Raw genomic sequence first — 20,583 nt, 5'->3', positions numbered from 1 at the left:
ACTTGCCTAACAACGGACTAGCGCGGATCCCATCTACTGTATTTCAATCACATAGCTAAAGATCCGAGCCGATCAAACGGATCTTTAGCTATTGTTCAACTTAATTCAGCGCTAGCACCATATCAGCGACGCCATCTTCAAATTGGATGTCGAGGTTAAAACCGAGCTTCTGTGCAAGCATCAGCATTCCACGGTTGGTTGGCATTGTCATACCAGACATTTGCTTGGTGCCTTTGTGCTGGCAATACTCAATGATCTTGTTCATCAAAAGCTTACCAAGCCCATTTCCTTTTAGGTCTGAACGAATCAGAATCGCAAATTCAGCATCCGTATTGTCTGGGTTAATTAGTGCGCGTGACACGCCGATAATTGGGTTTCCTGGACGAGTTTGACTCACAGCAACAAAGGCCATTTCTCGGTCATAATCAATCTGGGTCAAATTCGCTAGTGCTTCATGATTAAACTCGCCGACATCGGTGAAAAAGCGTTTGTACAAGTCCTCTTTCGATACGTTATGAATAAAATCTGCGTGGTGTGGTTCGTCTTCAGGCAGAATCGGCCTCAAAAGTATTTCCTCGCCATCTTTCAAGGTAACGAACTGCTCGTATTCAACCGGATAAGGACGAATAGCCAATCGCTGTTGAGCATCTCCTTGATATTGCTTCAAGACAAGGTCGGCATCGAGGATGGTAAAGTCTGCGCCATTCGCCAGTACTGGATGAATATCCAGCTCATGAACTTGAGGGCAATCGACCACCATTTGCGATACTCTTACCAGTAGTTCAGATAGGCCTTGTATATCCATAGGTTCCGGTAATTTCTGCAGTCGAATTTTACCGCTTTTTATTGCACGAACGATTAGGTATCTTGCCAGTGCCATGTTAAGCGGTGGTAAAGCCGATGCTGCGTCAATCGACTCATCCCATTCAGATCCCCCTTGCCCGATAAGAATAACAGGGCCAAAGGTTTCGTCTGTTTTGACTTTAATTCGGATCTCTTCGCCGCCAGCAAGTTTAGCCATCCCTTGAACGAGCAAACCATGAATATTTGCCGATGGGTACGAGAGTTTAGTGCGGTCCAGTATCGCTTCGGAAGCACTTGCTACCTCATTACTGTTACGTAAATTGAGCATGACACCTTGTACATCAGACTTATGAGCGATGTCGGGTGAGCGAAGTTTTACCGCGACAGGATAACCAATTTGCTCCGCAACGTGGACCGCTTCGCTTGAATCAGAAGCAATCCATGTAGGTAAAACTTTAAAGTTAAAGTGACGTAAAAATGGGCCTATTTGATGGGTATCCAAGGATACTGTTTCTTTTTCCAGCAACTTCTCTTCAATCCACTTTTTCGCTTCATTCAGTTCTGCGATGTACACTGGTTCTGCCGTGGTTGGCGTTTCCATCAGTTGTTTCTGGTTACGTCTGTATTCCACCAAGTGCATGAATGCAACTACGGCACTTTCAGGCGTGCGGTAAGTGGGTATCCCAGCCTGAGTAAAGATATCACGCGCGGGTTTGGCAGTAAGTTCACCAGACCAGTTTGTGAGGATGTTAAATCGCCTGTGTCTTGGATGTGATTGAATTGCTGCAACGATTGCTTTCGCCGTTTGTTCAGAATGTGCGACGGCAGATGGGCTATGCATGATCAGTATCGCATCCGCACAGTCTGTATCCATCAGTGCATTTAGTGTTTTTACGTAGCGCGCATCATCGGCATCGCCAACCATATCAATCGGGTTGTTATGACTCCAACTTGGAGGAAGTAGGGCGCTCAGTTTATCTATGGTTTCATCGGATAAGTTTGCCAGTTTCCCGCCAAGATCAAGCAGAGTGTCTACTGCCATGATGGCTGGACCGCCGCCATTGGTAATAATCGCCAATCTTTCCCCGCGCAATGGAACCGAATGGGTGAGCGTTTCAACCGCTGCAAACAACTCATGAGAATTGTTTACTCGCAGCATTCCAGTTCGACGAATTGCTGAATCATAGATGATGTCAAGAGTGTTATCGCCTCCGGTATGGGCTTGCGCCGCGAGTCGACCTGCATGAGTACGTCCGCCTTTCAGTACAAGGATTCGTCTATTTCGAGAGGCCGCTCGTGCTGCAGACATAAATCGCCGCGCGTCTTTGATGGTATCAACATAGAGCAAAATCGCTTCAGTGTGAGAGTCTCTCGACAAGTGATCGAGCAGATCAGCAAAGTCGATATCAAGCGCATTACCTAGCGAAACAAACGCAGAAAACCCAATATTTTTGTCATTTGCCCAATCGAGAATGGTTGTACACATAGCCGCTGATTGCGAGATAAACGCAATTTTTCCTTTCGTCGCAGTGACTGGAGAAAATGACGCATTGAAATTCATCCACGGTAAAACTAATCCAAGGCTATTTGGCCCAAGCACACGCATTCCATTGGTTTTCGCAATGGCTAAACATGCTGCCTGAATACTTTCACCATCATCATTGGCGAAATGCATGTCCGCCGACAACACGATGACGGCCTTAACCTGCTTTACCGCAAGTTGTTCAAACAGGGTTTGATTGTACGTTGCGTGAGTGCATAAGATGGCGACATCGGGAACAATAGGTAAATCATCAATAGAACGATAGGCAAGAACGCCACAAACCGATGAATAGTTAGGTGTGACTGGCATGATGGCACCTTCAAACCCACCATGGAGCAAATTTTTCATGACAATGTTGCCTGCGCGCATTGGTTTGATGGATGCGCCGACAACAGCAACAGACTGCGGTTTTAAAAGATGAGTTAGATGGCTCATACATGGCTCCTCAAGGGGCTTACTCGTTCAATCCTAACCAACAAAACTGGCAAATTCTTGCGATTTTTGGTGTAGTTTTAATCTGATCACTGAGGTACAGATTAAGTTTGTGCCTTGCGTCACAGAGTATTGATATATAATTAAATTGTTGGGTTGATTCTCAGTCTATCTAACGGCATGATTTACAGTAGTTATTAGTTAAGGCATTTGAATAATTCATGAAAAAAATAGCGATTGTTGGCTTATCAGTGGTGCTTTCTGCGTGTGTTTCGAGCGACTACGTGACGGACGTAAGCTCAGAAAGTTATCGTGAGGATTACAAAACAGCAAAGGTTGAACAACCCGTTGTTACACAGCAAGGAACAACAAACGGTATCTCTGAAGACAACGTAGCGAAGGTTGTTAACGTGTCACCAGCTCAGCAGAGTCAGATGACAAGCATGCAAGCCAAGCCAAAACCAGCGGTAGCAATTATTCCTCCAACGGCGAAACAACAAGCCATGAATCCACGTTATGGTTTTACGATTCAGGTAGTTGCGGTAGGCACACAGACAAAAGTCGATCATTTTGCACGTAAACTACCACGCGAAGATAATCAGCCAATTTGGGAAAACTACAAAGTCGTTAACGGCACTAAATGGTATACAGTGCTATATGGTGACTACGCGACACGTACAGATGCAAAAGCAGCGATTTCAGAACTGCCTACTGAATTTCGATCTTTGAAGCCATTTGTTAAGAGCATTGATGAAATCAAAAACTCGCAGTATCCGACGCTGAACAAATTAAACTAATTTTAGAAAAGGGGCTGTTAGCCCCTTTTTTATTGTCTAGATTTTCTTCACTTAGATAACTTTACAGATTTTTGTCAGGTAAAACCGTGTAACTCACAGAGGTTTTTATTATCATGGACTGAGATTATCTCTGTTGTTTCACGGAAAGATTTTTTAATGATTAATACAACTATTCTTCTTCTTTGTGGTGGTGGCTCATCTGAGCACGAAGTTTCTATCGTGTCCGCCGACTTCCTTCAATCTCAGTTAGAGAAGACGCATGGGTTTAATGTTGTTCGCGTCGAGATGAAGGCAGAAGGCTGGTTTACCAATGATGGTGAATTGGCATATTTAGATACTAATGCGGGTACGATAAACACCAATACAACCTCAACCAAATTAGATTTTGTTGTACCTTGTATTCATGGCTTTCCAGGAGAAACAGGCGATATTCAATCAATGCTTGAGTTGTCTGGCATTCCATATCTTGGCTGTGGCCCTGAAGCAAGTACAAACAGCTTTAACAAGATAACCTCCAAGCTTTGGTATGATGCACTTGGTATTCCTAACACACCTTATATTTTTCTGTCGAGCAACGATAAGTTAGCATACCAACAAAGCGAATCCGTATTTACTCAATGGGGTGCTGTGTTTGTCAAAGCTGCTCGCCAGGGGTCATCGGTAGGATGTTACAAGGTAACGGACTTGTCGCAGCTGCAATCCGCCTTAGACAATGCATTTCACTATTCAGATCAAGTTTTGGTAGAGCAGGCCGTTAAGCCGCGCGAGTTAGAAGTAGCTGCATACGAGTTTGAGGGCGAGCTTTATATCACCAAACCAGGAGAGATCATTGCTCCAGAAGATGCCTTTTATAGCTATGAAGAGAAATACAGTGCGACGAGTCATTCGACGACAGAAGTTGAAGCGTCAAACTTAACTCAAGAACAATTGGATATTATCCGTATTAGCTCTGAAAAAGTGTTTACTCAAATGCGCTTGCGTCATTTATCGCGTATCGACTTTTTCCTTACGCCAGATGGCAAGATTTACCTTAACGAAGTGAATACATTCCCAGGAATGACGCCGATTTCTATGTTCCCTAAGATGTTAGAACATAATGGTCACTCATTTGCTGCGTTTTTGGCTGACTGCGTGAAAAGCTCGATTTAGTCCCAGGGTTTAAAGCTTTTGTAAATCATACGCTCAAGTGCTGCTTGTGCTTTGTTACCTACATACTGGTAGGGCATGGCGGCACTTTTCCAACGACCTAAATGTTGAATATCTTTCACTTTAACTCCCTTAGAGGCCAACTCGTTGGCTGCACCCACTCTTAATGATTGACCTGAGAACTTAACATCCAAGTTGAGCTTATCGCTAGCATCCCGCAAAATACGGTAAATTGACGAATCATCAAGCGGCAATGATCCTAAGTTACCAAATCTATCAATTGCATTGAACAATGGGCCAGTAAGCGTTCCTCTGGCTTCAATCCAACGAGAAAGCATGTTTGAGCACTCTTTAGTCAATATGTACTCGTTAGAGCCGATCCAAACAGAGTAACGGTCATTGCTAAAATCGAGTGCTTCAAAATTAAGATCACGTAACTCAGAACGTTTAAGCATACACTCGAACATCAGGTGATATATAGCGAGGTTCCTGACATCACGTTTACTCTTCGAAGGCAACAAGCGATGCGTGAGCTCGATGAGATGTTGTTTGGAAAATGCGGTTGTTGATACTGAATCAGACCTCTTTTCTATACGCAGAGCGGCTAAAATGTTCCGCACAGCGACGTTAGAAGTTGGGTCCTTAAGTCCAAGCGTTTTATGAACCAAACCAATAGTGACAGTGTAGCGTTTTATGGTAGAAAACTTGCGCTGTTTCGATTCCTTTTCGAGAAATAGACGCACAGCGGTTGTCGCTGCAGGCAAAGGGCAAACACCTTTTAATCGACAAAATTGACTAAATAAATTCCAATCTTTCCGCATCGCCAATAACGAGTTGCGAGCATAGCATCCGTCCATTAGTCTATCGATATCTTCGAGGCTTATATTGATTGAAAACTTACTAATGAAGTGCTTTTTCTCGAGTTCATCTGTGATGACGCGAACATTTTTTCGCATGATTGTGCACTATAACCATGAATTGTAAAACAAATATACTTGATAATGAGAGATTTACAATTATTATTAATTTAACTACATACAAAGATAATAACGAATATGGCTGCTGCTACTTACCGAGGTTTTGTCCTCAAAACTGCTGGAAATTCTACTGAGATTTGGCAAGTTCAGATCAAAAACCGAGTGTTGTCAGGAAACATGGCGGCCGTTAAAAAAAGCATTGATTGGTTTTGCGATACTGCATCAATAATCGATCCAAAAGAATTTAGCTCTTTAGCAAATAAGAAAAGTGCTGATGGTCAACCCGCCCAAGAGAACTTCCACGGCTATACGATTAAAAATGACAGTGGTGAAGCGAATGCTTGGTACTGTTTCTTTAACGGTAGACTGATAAAGGGTGGAAAGCTTGCTATTCAGAAGCACATAGAGGCATACTTAGTTGCGAAACAAAAAGCGGAACAACGTAAGTAAAATAGTATGACTCTTGTATATAGTACTGATGTAGGTCGCATCAAACCTGAAGAAACTAAACCCCAACGTGAAAAAGGCGACGGCATTGTCCGTATTCAGCGCCAAACGAAAGGACGCAAAGGTAAAGGGGTTTCCATCATTTCTGGCTTGGACTTAGACGACGCACCACTTAAATTATTAGCAGCCGAACTAAAAAAAGTATGTGGCTGTGGTGGCTCTTTTAAGGATGGCACGATTGAAATCCAAGGTGACGCACGTGATAAAATCAAAGCGCATTTGGAGAAAAAAGGTTTCACTGTGAAACTAGCAGGTGGCTAATTCGAGTAATAACCAGTGAGTTAATCGGAGATTATCGAACTGGTTATTAGCTATTTTATGGTAAATATGGTTATGTTCAATTAGCAATATGAGTCATATTTACGAGAGGCATGTAGTGCCTTTTTAAATACATTTCATTATTTAACATAACGCACATAATGCGCACTGATTTACCAATTCAAATAGCCGGTTCCTGGGTTTCATAATGAGCACTTTTACCACTAAAAGCCATCGAATGTTTTGAAGCCCACGTGTTTGAGGTTTCCATTGATTAGCACAAAGAGATTTCTACGCGCTCTTTGTCTTTGCCCAGGTTTTTACGTTTGAGCTGAATCCTACCAACTTCTGACGTTCTTTTTAAATGAGTGCCTCCACACGGGACCTTCGCAAAATCATCAACCTGCCAGAAACGTTTCTCGTCTTCGATGTCTGAGAATTCACTGCGAATCTTGAGATCAGCATCGATTAACCTTTGAGCTTCAAGTTCAATATGTTTGAGCTGTTTGCTGATGTTCTGTGGCCACTCAAAATCAATTCGGCTTTTATCTTGCGAAATATGCGCGCCTATTTTTACGATTCCTGCAAAGTGTTTGTAAAACAGCTCCAAAACAACTTCTGCAGCAAAATGAAGCTTCATTAATGCATAACGTCTTTCCCAATCGATACAGATCTCGACTGTGTCTCCAGTGGTAAAATTAGGCTTAGACTCAAGTTGGTAAACAATTCGAGATTGTCTCTTGATAGCCTTATTTACGGGAATTCCACCAATTGTGCCTTTATCGCTTTCCTGGCCGCCAGATTCTGCATAGAAAATAGTTTGGCTTAGTTCGACACTATTCTCGTTTACATGAGTAACTTGTGCGTTCAATTTAGTCTGATATGGGTTAGCCCAAAACACTTTTTCCATCATCGAGATACTCTCCTTAATGTCTCATCATTTGTCTTCACAAAATGTCACAGCGTCACTTCAGTCCTTATGTTGTGGCTGCACGTTTTTACGTAGGTCAAAGTGGCATTAAATAAAATAACGAAAAGGCAAGTATACGTCTATCTCAAACATTTTACTGCGTCTCAGTATGTGACAAGATCACGCGACAGAATATCGCACTGGGCAATAGTAAGCACTTGCAGACTATGGTTACAGGTTTGTAATTTTATTACAGAACAACTCCTAACGCATCGCAATGGCAGAATAATAAACTAATATAAGCCACTGATAAACATGGACAATATGTTGGTTTCACTTCTAAATTTGCGATACCGTAACCGACACACTTTATTGATATTTCGAATTGTTGTATGGGATCTGAGAGTTTGGTGAGGAAGGTGTGTTATTAGCTTCATGAAATAATTAGTTATAGTGCGCTATTTAATGTGAGCACAAAAAAAGAGCAGTTCCCTGCTCTTCTTACTTTACATGCAATTACTGATTTGCAGCTTGCGCTCTAATCTGTTCAGCGACCATTTTTATCGCTTGCGCGGTACTTATTCCCTGAGTCATCAATTGCTGAATCTGTTCTACAGCTTTTTGCTGCTCTTCATGGGTGAGAGGCGGTAAGTCGTCAAACATAAAAAAGGCTCCTAAAAATCTAGGAGCCGACTATATTACGATTTTAACATCAGTGCCAGTAGTACCAACCTACTCTTTTAGTAGCTGGTTAAGAAGTTAATATAAGCACCCATTGAGTTTTCATTGGTATAGCTTGCACCGATATCAAGTTGGAACAAGTTTAACGGAGATAAGCCTATACCCGCAGTAAGAGTATCATCAAGATTGCCATAGGCTAAGTTTCGATTCCAACCTGCTCTAAGTTTTAGTTGACGCATGATATCTATTTCACCACCAACTCTCAGCATTTGTGAATTGTCATTAAAGTTTGTGAATTTCTCTTCTTCACGTAAATCATAATCGACACTTATTGTCGCGTAATCAGCAACAAGACCTAACCCAACCGTGTATTGCGGTCTCATTTGGTAATCATAAGTTCTTGCTTCAAATGTTCTTGATTGAGTTGCATCCACATTCGAAGTTACCGTATTGGCCGCCAATTCTTGAGACTTAATATCACGTGACACAAGATTCATGGCAGAGAAGCCAACGCGTAACGGACCGTAAAACCACACAAAACCGGCATCGAGGTTGAACATGGTTTCTCCAGTACCGTTTTCACGCGCATCAGTAATGTCGTAATTATTTAAGTTAGCCGAATACACGTATGTATAGATGCGCTGCAATTTTGGCGTCACGCCAAATGCGATATGCTGACCTAGGAACGTCTGATACTTCGCTAGTGAAATACCGACTTCTGTAACACCAATACCAACGGCATCAACCGCACTTAATTCTGCGTTGATGGCAGGGTTAAGTTCTGGAGTCGCACTGTTCGCGCCTGCGTAGATATCAGTCTGAGCAAACGTTTCGGCGTAAGCTTTACCAAACACATTAGCGGCTATATAGCGGTTTGGTATTGCAAAAGCAACCACGCCACCAAATTGTAAATTAGCCACATCACCATCGAGAGCTGCTAGCGTAGATTCGAGCTCAGAGATATTGGTATAGTTGCCGTCGATCGCTTCATCGATTAAGTCAGCCGCTTTATCAAGGTCATCCACCATCATATGTTCATCGCTGTACGATAAACCCAAACTTGGTGTGAGCATGCCAACATCATCATTGCGTCGATAAATTGCAGTTAAGGCAGGATTGTAGAAAGGCGCAGTTAAGAAGTTACCTGAAACAACACCTACGCCACCCATCGCGTCCCCACGGGCTTCAATGGCGTAGTTTGCGGCGTTAGCTGAACACGCAGCGAGCGCAATAGACAAAGTCAGGAGTTTAATTTTGTTTTCCATAATCGGTATAAACTTTTTAGTTCCATATGTTTATATCGCTCTATTGTCTATTAACTTTAGTTATTCCTCCACAGAAACATCATAGGTCTTACTAATTATTTGGGATTGTTCAACAATTATAGGCCCTTGCCAGCGTTGATGGCTCATTGACACCGCAAGGACATATCGACCGGGTTCAACATCGATACCATCTAACGAGGTAGGATAATCGGCGTCATGACTTTCGCCCCAAACTTGATTGTACTCACCGTCAACGTAGTCATAGAGTGCAACGTCCAACTTTGGCAGTGGGCAATGCCTATTGAGCAATGCACTTTTTTCAACCTTCCATTGCGCTTTTGCATCCCACCTAACGGTCATTTTTGCTTTTGGCTCACCAATGAGCAACCATGAACTCCATGACGATTGATCGGTGGCCGTAACATCAATTCGATATAACCCACTTTCGACTCGACTATTGAGGTTGTAGCGTTTGATGTATTTTTGGGTACCTAGATCGTTAGTTGGAAGTGCGTGCTCAAACGAATTGTCCGTTGAAAGATTTTTCGACACCCAACGTGTCACTGATATATCTTCAATATCGCGGTTGGATTCAATTTCTACTACTGCTCGATAGGCGTCTCTTCCCGGACTTTGGATTTCAGTACTACGCACAGTGAGGTTATTGATCCACTCAGGGAAAGATCGGTTATCGAGGCTTTTACCACAATCAATATCGAGTGATTGCAAGAATATATCGTTGAGATGAGGAGCAATAGCGCGGTTTTTTTCTAACTGCCAGACTTCTACCAACGAATTAAACATCGCTGGTAGCTCATTGTTCAACAAATTTCGATGAGCCTGCGTCAGTGGCGAATTACTTTCGAACCAAGGAACTTGAGCTGCCATCGTTGGCGCACTCATTAGTAGTGCGCCCATAATGAGTTTGACGTTTGCCATTACGCTTTCATTTTGTATCCAACACCACGCAAAGTTTCAATTTCAAGCCCTGGAAGCTTTTGGCGTAGCTGCAAAACATGAGTGTCAACGGTGCGCGTTGTCGGAAAATGGTTGTATCCCCAGACGTGATCGAGCAACTCATCGCGTGTAAATACTCGGCCTAGATTACTGGCTAAGAACAACAATAAATCAAACTCTGTCCGCGTTAGTGTAATCGGCTCATCTTTGTATAAAACTTCACGTGTCGCTTTATCGATAACAAGATGCACGGTGACCACTTTATGATCGTCCTGCGCCTCACCTTCCGGTGCACGGAGCTGAGCTCGGATGCGCGCAAACAATTCTGCTTCGGCAAAAGGCTTTGTTAGGTAATCATTGGCACCTGCATCAAGGCCTGCAACCTTATCTTTAACAGTGACAAGAGCAGTAAGGAGAATGACCGGAACATCTTTGATTTTCTTCCAACTTACAAGGTGTTCGACAGAATCACCATCTGGTAATTGGCGGTCGAGAATAACGAGATCTGCTTTGTCCCAATATTGCTCAACATCGGCAATAGTTTCGGAATGGAAGCATTCATACCCCGCTTGCTCTAAGCTAACCAATAGACCATCAGCTAAGTTTTTATCATCTTCAACAAGAAGCAGTGTCTGTTTCACAAGGTATCTCCAAAATAAACGCTGTTGGTGGGCCAACTAATGACATTTTACCGCCCATTCGCCCAACCATGGATTCCACTATAGTTAGTCCAAGACCTAGCCCACTCTTACTAACAAATGGCTTGCGTAATTGTCGCCAATCTTTCGCAGACAGGGTTCCTTGGTCTTGTACTTTAACCGTGATTTTTTGTGTATCTGTTGTTACATCAAGAACAACAGGCGCAACGCCGTACTTAATAGCATTACGAATTAAATTATCTATACATGTGCCAAGCCAATATACATTGAGCTTGGCGGCAATGTCCTGATTGATGTGAAACTCTACTTTCCCATCAAACTCTTCTTCTACTTTAAACTCTAGCCACTCTTGGACCGACGGGACCCAATCAGTTGCAAGAGGTTTGCTGTCAGACTGCAAATAGTCCTTACTTGCTTCAGCCAACTGGCGAAGTCGTCGTGAGTCTTCACACAAGCGCCTAAATTCGTCATACACCGATTCGGGCAAACGCTCAAATTCACGTCTAAAACCTTCGACAGTCAGAGATAAACTCGCGATTGGCGTTCTGAGTTCATGAGTAAGAATCTGCAGTACCAACATCCGGCTTTTCATCTCTTGCCGCTTGGTATTCCAACGATATGCCGACCAACCGAGAACCAACAATATGTTCGCGATGACCAAAGCGACCATACTGGTTCGCAATATGTCAGAATGATCAGCTACATCCCAACATAAATTGCCTCGTTGCACGAAACAACTGCTTGATTGATTGGTCAGACTAAACGATAGCCCTGATTCTTCTACCGCCTGTTTCCAAAGGCTCTCTGGGTAGACCAAATAGTTGTCGTTTTTGCGCAGCCATAACTCATTGCGTTCAACAAACATGCTCGAACCAGAGATTAAAGCAACCATTGCATCTTCATTCATTCTTTGTAGCCGACCCAACAAACTGGAATCGAGAGCTAAAGGACGCTCTTTGATATGCATATACTGTTGTAGCGCATCACTATACTCTGGATATATTTGAACATATCTATTCGCATAGGTTCCCCCACCGGGGTGAATAAGTGCACTACGCGCAAACCATTTCTCGCTAAGTTTCGATCCTTTACACATCGCACGAGTAAATACCAAAGGTTCAGTAATCAAAGGGCTGAGCGGCAATTTTCCAGTACAATTTTGCGCCAGTTGGTAAAGCCTCTGGATATCTTTTATCGGGTATTCTGAAGTCTGGGGCAGCATTGAATCTGGAGTAAGCAAGCGAGTTGGATAATCAGATTGCAGGCTGCGAATATCATAGGAGACCGTAGCTTGACTCGGTTCGAAAAGATCGACAAATCTGTCGATACGCTCCGGTAAGGACTCAGCAAATACACTACCTGATAAGAACGCAATACCCATTGCGATCACTTTAACTGTTGTCTTAATCAATGCAAAAATTCATTAAATCAGTAAGTTATGATTTAGAGTAAAACATTATGGCAAAAATATAAAATTGAATTGTAATATCAATGTCAGAAATGATACTCAATAAACGAAAGAAGCCAGCGTTATGCTGGCTTCTTTCTCGTATCTAGCGACTTAAAGCGCTTTAAAAATTGCTTCTACACTTTCTTTCGCGTCACCAAAGAGCATTTGCGTATTCTCTTTGAAGAACAGCGGGTTTTGCACACCTGCGTATCCCGTATTCATTGAACGCTTAAACACAATAACGTTTTTCGCATTCCAAACTTCGAGGACTGGCATGCCCGCGATTGGACTGTTTGGATCATCAAGTGCCGCTGGGTTTACCGTATCATTCGCACCGATCACTAATACCGTATCTGTTTCTGCCAGATCGTCGTTGATCTCGTCCATCTCCAGTACGATGTCATAAGGCACTTTCGCTTCAGCTAAAAGCACGTTCATGTGACCGGGCAAACGGCCCGCGACTGGGTGAATACCAAAACGAACTTCAACACCTTGTGAGCGTAGTTTGTCTGTAATTTCATGGACTGGATATTGAGCTTGCGCTACAGCCATACCGTATCCCGGGGTGATAACCACAGATTTGGAGTTTTTAAGCATTTCTGCCACTTCTTCTGCGGTTGTCTCACGGTGTTCACCTTGCTCTTCGTCTGTCGATATCACCACTTCTTGGCCAAAACCACCAGCGATAACACTGATAAACGAACGATTCATCGCTTTACACATTATGTATGAAAGGATCGCACCCGATGAGCCAACGAAAGCGCCCGTTATGATCAACAAATCATTCGCAAGCATAAAACCAGCAGCAGCTGCTGCCCAACCCGAGTACGAGTTCAGCATAGAAACAACCACTGGCATATCAGCACCGCCAATTGACGCGACCAAGTGGTAGCCAAATGCGAAAGCGATAAGAGTCATTAGAATCATTGCAAACATGCTACCGTCGGCATTAACAAAATGAAGCAATAAAAAAATTGATACAATGATCGCTGCAAGATTCATTTTGTGTTTATGCGGTAGATTTAGCGGCGACGATGAAATGATCCCGCGCAGTTTACCAAAGGCCACAACTGACCCAGTAAAGGTTACAGCGCCAATAAATACTCCGAGGAACACTTCAACTAAGTGAATAACATGCTCAGCATGTGTCGCAACTTCTGGCGCATCGATGTAGCTGTTGTATCCAACCAATACCGCTGCCATACCAACAAAGCTATGCAGAATTGCCACCAATTCTGGCATTTCTGTCATTTCTACTTTCTTGGCGTAATGGATACCAATACCACCACCGATCACCATAGCGATAATAATCCAAATAAATCCTTGCGAATCAGGACCAAAGATCGTCGCGATCAGCGCGATTGCCATACCCGCGATACCGAAGTAATTACCAGATCTTGCCGTTTCCTGTTTAGACAGACCTTTTAAACTTAAAAAGAAGAAAAATGCAGCAACAATATAAGCTGCTTGTACTAATCCTGCAGACATTCCTTGTTACTCCCTAGTCTTTACGAAACATTTCAAGCATACGCTTGGTAACGGTGAAACCACCGAATATGTTAATGCTGGCGATCAAAACGGCAATAAAGGATAAGAAAGAGACAACGCCATTCCCCTGTCCAATTTGCAGTAAAGCACCAACAACGATGATGCCTGAAATCGCATTTGTCACCGACATCAGTGGCGTATGTAACGCGTGGGTAACGTTCCATACCACGTAATAACCTACAACACATGCTAAGAAGAACACAGTAAAGTGAGATAAGAATGCCGATGGCGCTACAGAGGCGATCCAAGCGAAAGCACCAACGCCTACAACTAACGCCGCGATCTTTTTAGCTGGTGAAGTAGGCTTTTCGACTTTAGGTTCTGGTTTCTTGGCCGCTGGTGCCGGTTTTTGTTCTGGCTGCGCTGAAACCTGAATTGGTGGTGCAGGCCAAGTAACCTCACCTTCTTTGATTACAGTTACTCCGCGTAAAACAACGTCTTCGAAATCAATGTTGATGTTGCCATCTTTTTCTTTGCTGAGAAGCTTGAGTAAGTTAACGATGTTAGTCGCATATAGCTGCGAAGATTGTGTTGGTAAACGCCCCACCATATCGGTATAGCCAACAATTTTCACTCCGTTAGGCGTCGTGATAACTTTATCTGCGACTGTATATTCGCAGTTGCCGCCGTTTGCTGCGGCTAAATCAACGATAACGCTCCCCGCTTTCATGCTGTCGACCATTTCTTTGGTAATCAGCTTAGGCGCAGGACGACCCGGAATTAACGCTGTGGTAATGATGATGTCGACATCTTTGGCTTGTTCTGCGTACAGTTCAGCCGCTTTTTTGTTGAAGTCGTCAGACATCTCTTTCGCGTAGCCATCACCAGAACCAGAGTCTTCTTTAAAATCGACTTCTAAGAACTCAGCACCCATGGATTGCACTTGCTCTTTTACTTCTGGACGAACATCGAATGCACGTACAATCGCACCTAAACTGCCTGCGGCACCGATAGCTGCAAGACCAGCAACACCCGCACCCGCGACCAAGACTTTCGCTGGAGGAACTTTACCCGCTGCGGTGATTTGACCAGTAAAGAAACGGCCAAACTCATGAGCTGCTTCAACGACAGCACGGTAGCCTGCAATATTGGCCATAGATGAAAGTGCATCCAGAGCTTGAGCACGCGAGATACGGGGAACCGCATCCATCGCCATGACGTTAATGTTTTTGCTCGAAAGCTTTTCCATTAACTCTGGATTTTGCGCTGGCCAGATAAAACTGATTAGGCTAGCACCGTCTTTCAACAACGCTATTTCATCTTGCTCTTGGTTGAAAAGAGGGGCGTTAACTTTAAGAATCAGATCAGAGTTCCAAACCTCTTCGGTGGAAACAATCTTTGCTCCAGCAACTTCAAAAGCGGAGTCATCAAAGCTCGCTAATTCACCTGCTCCAGCTTCGACATTGACTTCGAAGCCTAATTTTAATAACTGCTCAACCGACTTTGGCGATGCAGCCACTCGCGTTTCTCCCGCGAGTATTTCTTTTGGCACACCAATTTGCATTAGCTATTCCTTGACTATTCGCAACAATGATTGTTCTTTTTTTATCCAACGATTTTAGATACTTCAAGTACTTTGTAACAAAAACACAAAATATCATTACTTATAACCGATGGTAATGAACCATTATGCTTAGCAATTTGTGACTCATCGACACTTGTTTTAGTGGCAAGAGGTCAAACCAGTAAGCAATAAATCTCATTAAAACAATTAATTATGTAAGACTCACATACTAAAAGAGCCATCAGAATAACGACTAATGACTCTTAAAATTATGATGCTTGTCAATTTGGCGAGGATCTACGTAAAAATGTTGTCACCCATCTGATCGATAAACATTTGCGCCTTTTTGAGCATAAACTCATTGGCATCACTTTCACTGGGTAATACATCGGAGCGAATGAAGCGGTGTGTTTTCACTTCTTCACCGACCTGTTTAGTGATCCGCCCTGCGATTCGATATTGACCACCTTCAGACAATGCTTCTTGGAAAATAAGAAAACCTTTATATTCTATAGGTTCAACGGTTGTTTGAGGTTGCTCTTTTGCACCACCAAATAAGCGAGAAAACAGACCCACACATTACTCCTAGATACTGATTAGTTTTTATTGAGGAGCGGCTTTTCATACCACTCTAATTCAATGTTATCGTCGAACATCTGCTGCTTGCTAAACACAACAAGGACTTCATCTTTCCTGTTTTTTCTACGATCGTCAATGATCATCGACGTCGCGGCTTCAATGGCTGTTACAGCGTAGTCCTTCAAAGCAACCAAACGCTCTTCGGGTAACGCCGACAAGAAATCAATATCATGGCGAATATAGACCGGGCGAAGTTGAGAGAGCGCTAAACATGCAAGATCTGCCAGCTGTTCGTGGTCAAAGTTGTCAACATACTTAGGTTTAGCAAGCTCTTGACCAACCAAGGTCTCCATATAGTTATGTACGTCCACACTAATTTGCATCTTTTTCAACTCCTTTTGGGGACAATTGTTTGTTTTAGTATGTTTGAAATAGTTGCACCTTTCTATGAATTTGCCTATTTCACCACCACTTCATGTCCACTATTTATACATGACACCAATTTTCATCTATAAGTTTAGTAAAAAGCTTGGAAATTCATCAAATAAAAGTATTCTTAACACGTTACTTATTAATAAATATTCCTATTAGGCTAGGCTGAATGTCGTTTTCCATCGTCACTACAAATTGGTTTCGTGTTTCGTTACCTTTGCTGTTACTGACCTTTATTGCTTTTGGCATGAATAATGTCATTAACCTGACCTATGCAAATCTTGGTGTTGTCTCTACATTACCTTTCGTACTATTCGCCATTACGATCGTACTCGCTAATGCGTTTAAACAAAGTCGTATCGCAATGGTCGCGACGGCACTTTTAGTCTCCTATTGGGTGATTCAAGAACGCTTACAGAGCCCCCTTTCATCCGGAACAACCATCTTAGAGCTATCTTTGTTGGCCGCATTACTGCCCATTGCTCTTCTTTTCGTATACAGCTTTAAAGACTCTTCGCTATTCACTCGTGCTTTCGGATTGTATCTTTTTAAACTAAGTGTCTTGGTGCTGTGGTGCCATCTGATCTTGACCTATTTCTACGAAGGTGGCTTTGAGAACATCAATGAGACCTTCCTCTATGTGATCCCTGAAATCTCTAAGCTACCCTTTATTTTGGTTGTTTACCTCAGCGCTATGGTGCTGCTATTTGCTATTTTTGTACTGAGCCGAAACAGTATTATCGATGTCGTACTCTATTCAGCCGCTCTGCTGTCTGCCCTAACATTTGTCTTTTTCCATGTTACGTACATTTCCAGCACCATGTTCTCACTCGCGGGTATTCTGCTGCTGGTCTATTTACTGTCTGCAAGCTACGAACTCGCTTTTCTTGATACTCTAACCGAGATCCCGGGTCGACTGGCGCTTGAATCCGACCTTAAACACCTTGGCAGCAAGTTCACCATCGCTATGGTTGATATTGATCACTTTAAATCGTTCAACGACACCTATGGTCATGATACTGGCGACGATGTATTGAAACTCGTCGCAGCCAAGCTTCAACAGGTCGGTGGACGCGCTAAAGTCTATCGTTACGGCGGTGAAGAATTCACTGTGTTATTTAAAGGAAGGGACGCTGATTATGCTCGCGATCACTTGGAATTACTTCGTGCATCCATCGAGAATTACGATATGGTATTAAGGAATCAAGACGCACGGCCTAAAAATGACAAGGTTGGTTCTAAAAAGCGCGGCGTTGCAAAACAACTAGATCATGTGAATGTGACGATCAGCATTGGTGTTGCAGACAGCAGCGAAAGTAAGAGAGTGACAGAAGTCATTAAAGCCGCAGACAACGCGCTGTATAAAGCGAAGAAAGGGGGGCGAAACCAGGTTTGTATTGCTTAGTCGCAAGCCACAAAACGATTACGGCCAGAAACCTTTGCTTTGTACAGACGTTTGTCCACCCAATCGTAAATTTGTTCAATCGACTCTCGACCATTTGGGGTCAATTGATACACTCCTTGTGACACCGTCACAATGTTTGATACATCACTGAAAGCATGTGGAATACTCGCCTGCTCAATGACGGTTTTGATTCGTTCAGCGTTCTCTATTGCCTTATCCGCATCTGTGTAGCCAAGTAATACAACGAACTCTTCACCGCCATAACGTCCCACTATCTCACCGCTTCGGACAAACAGCCCACTAAGCAGAGAAGCGAGCTTAATTAAACATTTGTCCCCTTCAATGTGACCATAGTTATCGTTATATAGCTTAAAACGATCAACATCGAGTAAGATGACACTCATAGGAAGCTGATGGCGGCCATGCTGATATATCATTTCAGTTAGCTTCTGGTCGATGTAGCGTCTATTTTTTACTTTCGTTAAACCATCTTCTTCAGCAAGATGGGCTAATTCCTCGTTCGCTTTAGCGAGTTCAGCAGATTTCTGCTTTAACTCACGGCGCATAAACGCTATGCGCTGCATGGCAATCAGCTTGGAATTTAACACAATTTTATCGACAGGCTTGATCAGGTAATCATCACCCCCAGCTTCAATCGCGCTGGCGATCATGGTTGGTTCATCATGGCTACTCAAGAAGATGATCGGTACCCAATCAGGATACAACTCTCTAATTTTCATAGAAACTTCAAAGCCATCCATTTCAGGCATAGAGATGTCAAGCAGCACTAAATCGGGTTCAAACTTTGGATACAACTCTAATGCTTGTTCACCTGAACTGGCCATTTCGACCGTATGACCGAGTTGTTTTAAACGGATAGCCAATTGCATACGTTCCATTTGAACGTCATCAACCAGCAAGATGTGCATTGCAGAGCCCGTTATTTCCACTAATCGCTACCTTAATTGTTTCTTGTTGATTTAGCTGTCTAGTTTCATATTCGCGTGGATGAGAAAACAACTAAGAAATCACATGCTTAACAAAAGAATACTCTACCTTGTTCATTTCATCCAATCGAGGTTGACTTTTAGCCCCAATTTTTTACGATAGCGCCGGTATACACACATTTTAAGAGAAAATATCCATGTCTGACGTTAATCAAACAGAACAGCAAAAAGTCGATCTTACAGAGGTCTCTGCTGAACTTCGTCAAGTTATTGAATTTGATGAAGTTCCTGAAGCTATGCACCTAATGGTAACGTCAATCCATGAAGTTTCTGAAGAGGCAGTGCGTGAATCTTGGAACGAACTTCCAACAAGTGCACAGAATGTTTTGGATAACTTCGAGCAGTTCCATGCGCTCGTATCAGTTAGCCAAGCGTTTGCGGGACTAAACGTCATGGAAGAGTTCCCGACACTCGATTTGCCAAAAGAGATGACGGAAGAGCAAAAAGAAGAGTACCGTGCGCAGTTACTGGATCAAGTCTTACACAACTGTGTTAAAGATATGGTCAAACAAATCAAAAAAGCACGTCGCGATCCGATCCTGAAGCGCGACTTTACCGATGTGTTTGCGAAATAAATCGCGCTTTACAATCAAACGCCGCTTTTTGCGGCGTTTTTAATGAGACAGCACAACATCTCGTTGCGTGACGCTCACCCCTTTGATTTGTGCATAAACACTCATACCTCGTTTTAAATTGAGCTCGTCTCTTGCCCATGCGGTGATCGTCGCAATTAAATGACAATCCGTAGACAGTTCCACTTCCACCGAGACACTGATCCTATCTTGATTATTACTGTGTGTTTCGAGTTTTGAGACCTCACCCAGCAACACATTACGAATGGACGTTTGCTTAGGTTTATCAAGCATCAACGACACATCATTCGCCCTGACCTGCAATCTAACCGGCGAACCTACCTCACCTTCAATTTTCTGCACCCACAACGCAACATTTGGTGCCAGTTCTATCTTAGACAACGCATACTGTGTGTTGTGCTCAATCACGCGACCTTCAAATAAGGAGCTTTGTTCAGAGAAAGACTGCCAAGGCTTCATCGCTTGTGACGACCAGACATCTTCAATCGGGCCCGAAACTGCAACTTTGCCCTCTTCTAGCACAACCAAATGATCCGCAAGTCGCAGCACTTCATTTAAACTGTGAGAAACGTATATGATTGGAATTTCAACCGTTTGAGCCAGCTGTTCTAGAAAAGGCATTACTTCGCGCTTGCGTGGTAGATCGAGTGAAGCTAGCGGCTCATCCATCAATAGAATGTCAGGTTTCGACAGTAGAGCACGTCCGATTGCGACGCGCTGTTGCTCTCCCCCAGACAGTTGATGGGGATAGCGCTTCAACAAGGTGTCTAAAGCCAGCAAGCGTACAATTTCATTGAAATGCGCTTTATCTTGCTCATTAACGCCGTAAATAAGATTGTTGGTGACATTAAAGTGAGGAAATAGGCGTGCGTCTTGAAACACATAGCCAACATTACGTTTGTGAATTGGAACATCAATACTTAATTGTGAATCATATAATGTGTGTGTCCCTACTCTTATAAGCCCACTTTCAGGTTGCGTTAAACCCGCAATTACATTGATAAGCGACGTCTTTCCCGCCCCTGAACGACCAAATACGGCAGAAATACCTTTGCCCGGAAGCGTGAGATCAATATCGAATTCGACTTCGCCGAGTGTGTTTTGATACTTTGCGACGATTCCCTGCATA

Annotated in this window: 20 protein-coding genes; 6 read left to right on the top strand and 14 right to left on the bottom strand. The window is 43.2% G+C overall.

From position 1 onward, the window contains the following. Positions 1 to 100: 100 nt before the first annotated feature. Positions 101 to 2,782 (bottom strand): bifunctional acetate--CoA ligase family protein/GNAT family N-acetyltransferase, encoded by a 2,682-nt coding sequence (locus TW81_RS05975; RefSeq protein WP_045954797.1) that lies wholly within the window; start codon positions 2,780 to 2,782, stop codon positions 101 to 103. A 218-nt stretch (positions 2,783 to 3,000) separates the two neighbouring features. On the opposite strand from TW81_RS05975, the gene TW81_RS05970 reads away from it, so the two are divergent. Both TW81_RS05970 and TW81_RS05965 read left to right on the top strand, forming a co-directional pair. Next, the gene (locus tag TW81_RS05970; RefSeq protein WP_045954796.1) at positions 3,001 to 3,576 is read left to right on the top strand and encodes an SPOR domain-containing protein; all 576 of its coding nucleotides are present in this window, start codon (positions 3,001 to 3,003) and stop codon (positions 3,574 to 3,576) included. Positions 3,577 to 3,732: 156 nt separating this feature from the next. Further along, entirely contained in the window at positions 3,733 to 4,725 is a 993-nt protein-coding gene (locus TW81_RS05965) for a D-alanine--D-alanine ligase (protein WP_045954795.1), read from the top strand. On the opposite strand, the gene TW81_RS05960 is transcribed toward TW81_RS05965, so the two are convergent. Beyond that, on the bottom strand, positions 4,722 to 5,678 hold the full coding sequence (locus TW81_RS05960) for a tyrosine-type recombinase/integrase (protein WP_045954794.1): 957 nt from the start codon (positions 5,676 to 5,678) through the stop codon (positions 4,722 to 4,724). The genes TW81_RS05965 and TW81_RS05960 overlap by 4 nt on opposite strands. Positions 5,679 to 5,777: 99 nt before the next feature. Here TW81_RS05960 and TW81_RS05955 point away from each other — a divergent pair, with 99 nt between their 5' ends. Both TW81_RS05955 and yciH read left to right on the top strand, forming a co-directional pair. Beyond that, the gene (locus tag TW81_RS05955; RefSeq protein WP_045954793.1) at positions 5,778 to 6,149 is read left to right on the top strand and encodes a DUF3319 domain-containing protein; all 372 of its coding nucleotides are present in this window, start codon (positions 5,778 to 5,780) and stop codon (positions 6,147 to 6,149) included. A 6-nt stretch (positions 6,150 to 6,155) separates the two neighbouring features. Then, positions 6,156 to 6,467: a stress response translation initiation inhibitor YciH gene (gene yciH, locus TW81_RS05950; protein WP_045954792.1), complete on the top strand. Its 312-nt coding sequence runs from the start codon at positions 6,156 to 6,158 to the stop codon at positions 6,465 to 6,467. Positions 6,468 to 6,738: 271 nt separating this feature from the next. On the opposite strand, the gene TW81_RS05945 is transcribed toward yciH, so the two are convergent. From TW81_RS05945 to TW81_RS05905, 10 genes are all read right to left on the bottom strand, one after another. After that, positions 6,739 to 7,377, bottom strand: coding sequence for an alanine--tRNA ligase-related protein (locus TW81_RS05945; protein WP_045954791.1), 639 nt, complete (start codon positions 7,375 to 7,377; stop codon positions 6,739 to 6,741). A 513-nt stretch (positions 7,378 to 7,890) separates the two neighbouring features. Beyond that, positions 7,891 to 8,037 carry a YoaH family protein gene (locus TW81_RS19000; protein ID WP_084715816.1) on the bottom strand — a complete coding sequence of 49 codons (147 nt, stop codon included), beginning with the start codon at positions 8,035 to 8,037 and terminating at the stop codon, positions 7,891 to 7,893. A gap of 77 nt (positions 8,038 to 8,114) precedes the next feature. Continuing rightward, positions 8,115 to 9,320, bottom strand: a complete 1,206-nt coding sequence (traF, locus tag TW81_RS05940) for a conjugal transfer protein TraF (RefSeq protein WP_045954790.1) — start codon at positions 9,318 to 9,320, stop codon at positions 8,115 to 8,117. Positions 9,321 to 9,380: 60 nt separating this feature from the next. Continuing rightward, a complete protein-coding gene (locus tag TW81_RS05935; protein ID WP_045954789.1) occupies positions 9,381 to 10,259 on the bottom strand; it encodes a DUF2861 family protein in 879 nt (292 codons plus the stop codon). Continuing rightward, a complete protein-coding gene (gene vxrB, locus TW81_RS05930; protein WP_045954788.1) occupies positions 10,259 to 10,918 on the bottom strand; it encodes a response regulator transcription factor VxrB in 660 nt (219 codons plus the stop codon). The genes TW81_RS05935 and vxrB overlap by 1 nt, the downstream gene beginning before the upstream one ends. After that, on the bottom strand, positions 10,893 to 12,317 hold the full coding sequence (vxrA, locus tag TW81_RS05925; RefSeq protein ID WP_045954787.1) for a sensor histidine kinase VxrA: 1,425 nt from the start codon (positions 12,315 to 12,317) through the stop codon (positions 10,893 to 10,895). Before vxrA ends, vxrB begins: the two co-directional genes overlap by 26 nt. Positions 12,318 to 12,497: 180 nt before the next feature. Further along, positions 12,498 to 13,874, bottom strand: coding sequence for a Re/Si-specific NAD(P)(+) transhydrogenase subunit beta (gene pntB / locus TW81_RS05920; protein WP_045954786.1), 1,377 nt, complete (start codon positions 13,872 to 13,874; stop codon positions 12,498 to 12,500). Positions 13,875 to 13,887: 13 nt separating this feature from the next. Beyond that, positions 13,888 to 15,438: a Re/Si-specific NAD(P)(+) transhydrogenase subunit alpha gene (locus TW81_RS05915; RefSeq protein WP_045954785.1), complete on the bottom strand. Its 1,551-nt coding sequence runs from the start codon at positions 15,436 to 15,438 to the stop codon at positions 13,888 to 13,890. A gap of 297 nt (positions 15,439 to 15,735) precedes the next feature. Continuing rightward, entirely contained in the window at positions 15,736 to 16,014 is a 279-nt protein-coding gene (locus tag TW81_RS05910; protein WP_045954784.1) for an HlyU family transcriptional regulator, read from the bottom strand. A gap of 20 nt (positions 16,015 to 16,034) precedes the next feature. Further along, entirely contained in the window at positions 16,035 to 16,400 is a 366-nt protein-coding gene (locus TW81_RS05905; protein ID WP_045954783.1) for a late competence development ComFB family protein, read from the bottom strand. 218 nt (positions 16,401 to 16,618) lie between these two features. Between TW81_RS05905 and TW81_RS05900 the strand changes: the two genes are divergently transcribed. Then, entirely contained in the window at positions 16,619 to 17,854 is a 1,236-nt protein-coding gene (locus TW81_RS05900) for a GGDEF domain-containing protein (RefSeq protein ID WP_045954782.1), read from the top strand. On the opposite strand, the gene TW81_RS05895 is transcribed toward TW81_RS05900, so the two are convergent. Continuing rightward, the gene (locus TW81_RS05895; RefSeq protein WP_084715823.1) at positions 17,851 to 18,783 is read right to left on the bottom strand and encodes a GGDEF domain-containing response regulator; all 933 of its coding nucleotides are present in this window, start codon (positions 18,781 to 18,783) and stop codon (positions 17,851 to 17,853) included. The two genes, TW81_RS05900 and TW81_RS05895, sit on opposite strands and share 4 nt — an antisense overlap. 215 nt (positions 18,784 to 18,998) lie before the next feature. On the opposite strand from TW81_RS05895, the gene TW81_RS05890 reads away from it, so the two are divergent. Then, complete coding sequence (locus TW81_RS05890) at positions 18,999 to 19,436, top strand: DUF3069 domain-containing protein (RefSeq protein ID WP_045954780.1); 438 nt, start codon at positions 18,999 to 19,001, stop codon at positions 19,434 to 19,436. A 39-nt stretch (positions 19,437 to 19,475) separates the two neighbouring features. On the opposite strand, the gene modC is transcribed toward TW81_RS05890, so the two are convergent. Then, on the bottom strand, positions 19,476 to 20,582 hold the full coding sequence (gene modC / locus TW81_RS05885) for a molybdenum ABC transporter ATP-binding protein ModC (protein WP_045954779.1): 1,107 nt from the start codon (positions 20,580 to 20,582) through the stop codon (positions 19,476 to 19,478). Position 20,583 lies beyond the last annotated feature (1 nt).

It is taken from the genome of Vibrio galatheae (genome assembly GCF_000967545.1).
GTDB lineage: Bacteria > Pseudomonadota > Gammaproteobacteria > Enterobacterales > Vibrionaceae > Vibrio > Vibrio galatheae.
This window is presented reverse-complemented; position numbering and strand designations above follow the sequence as displayed.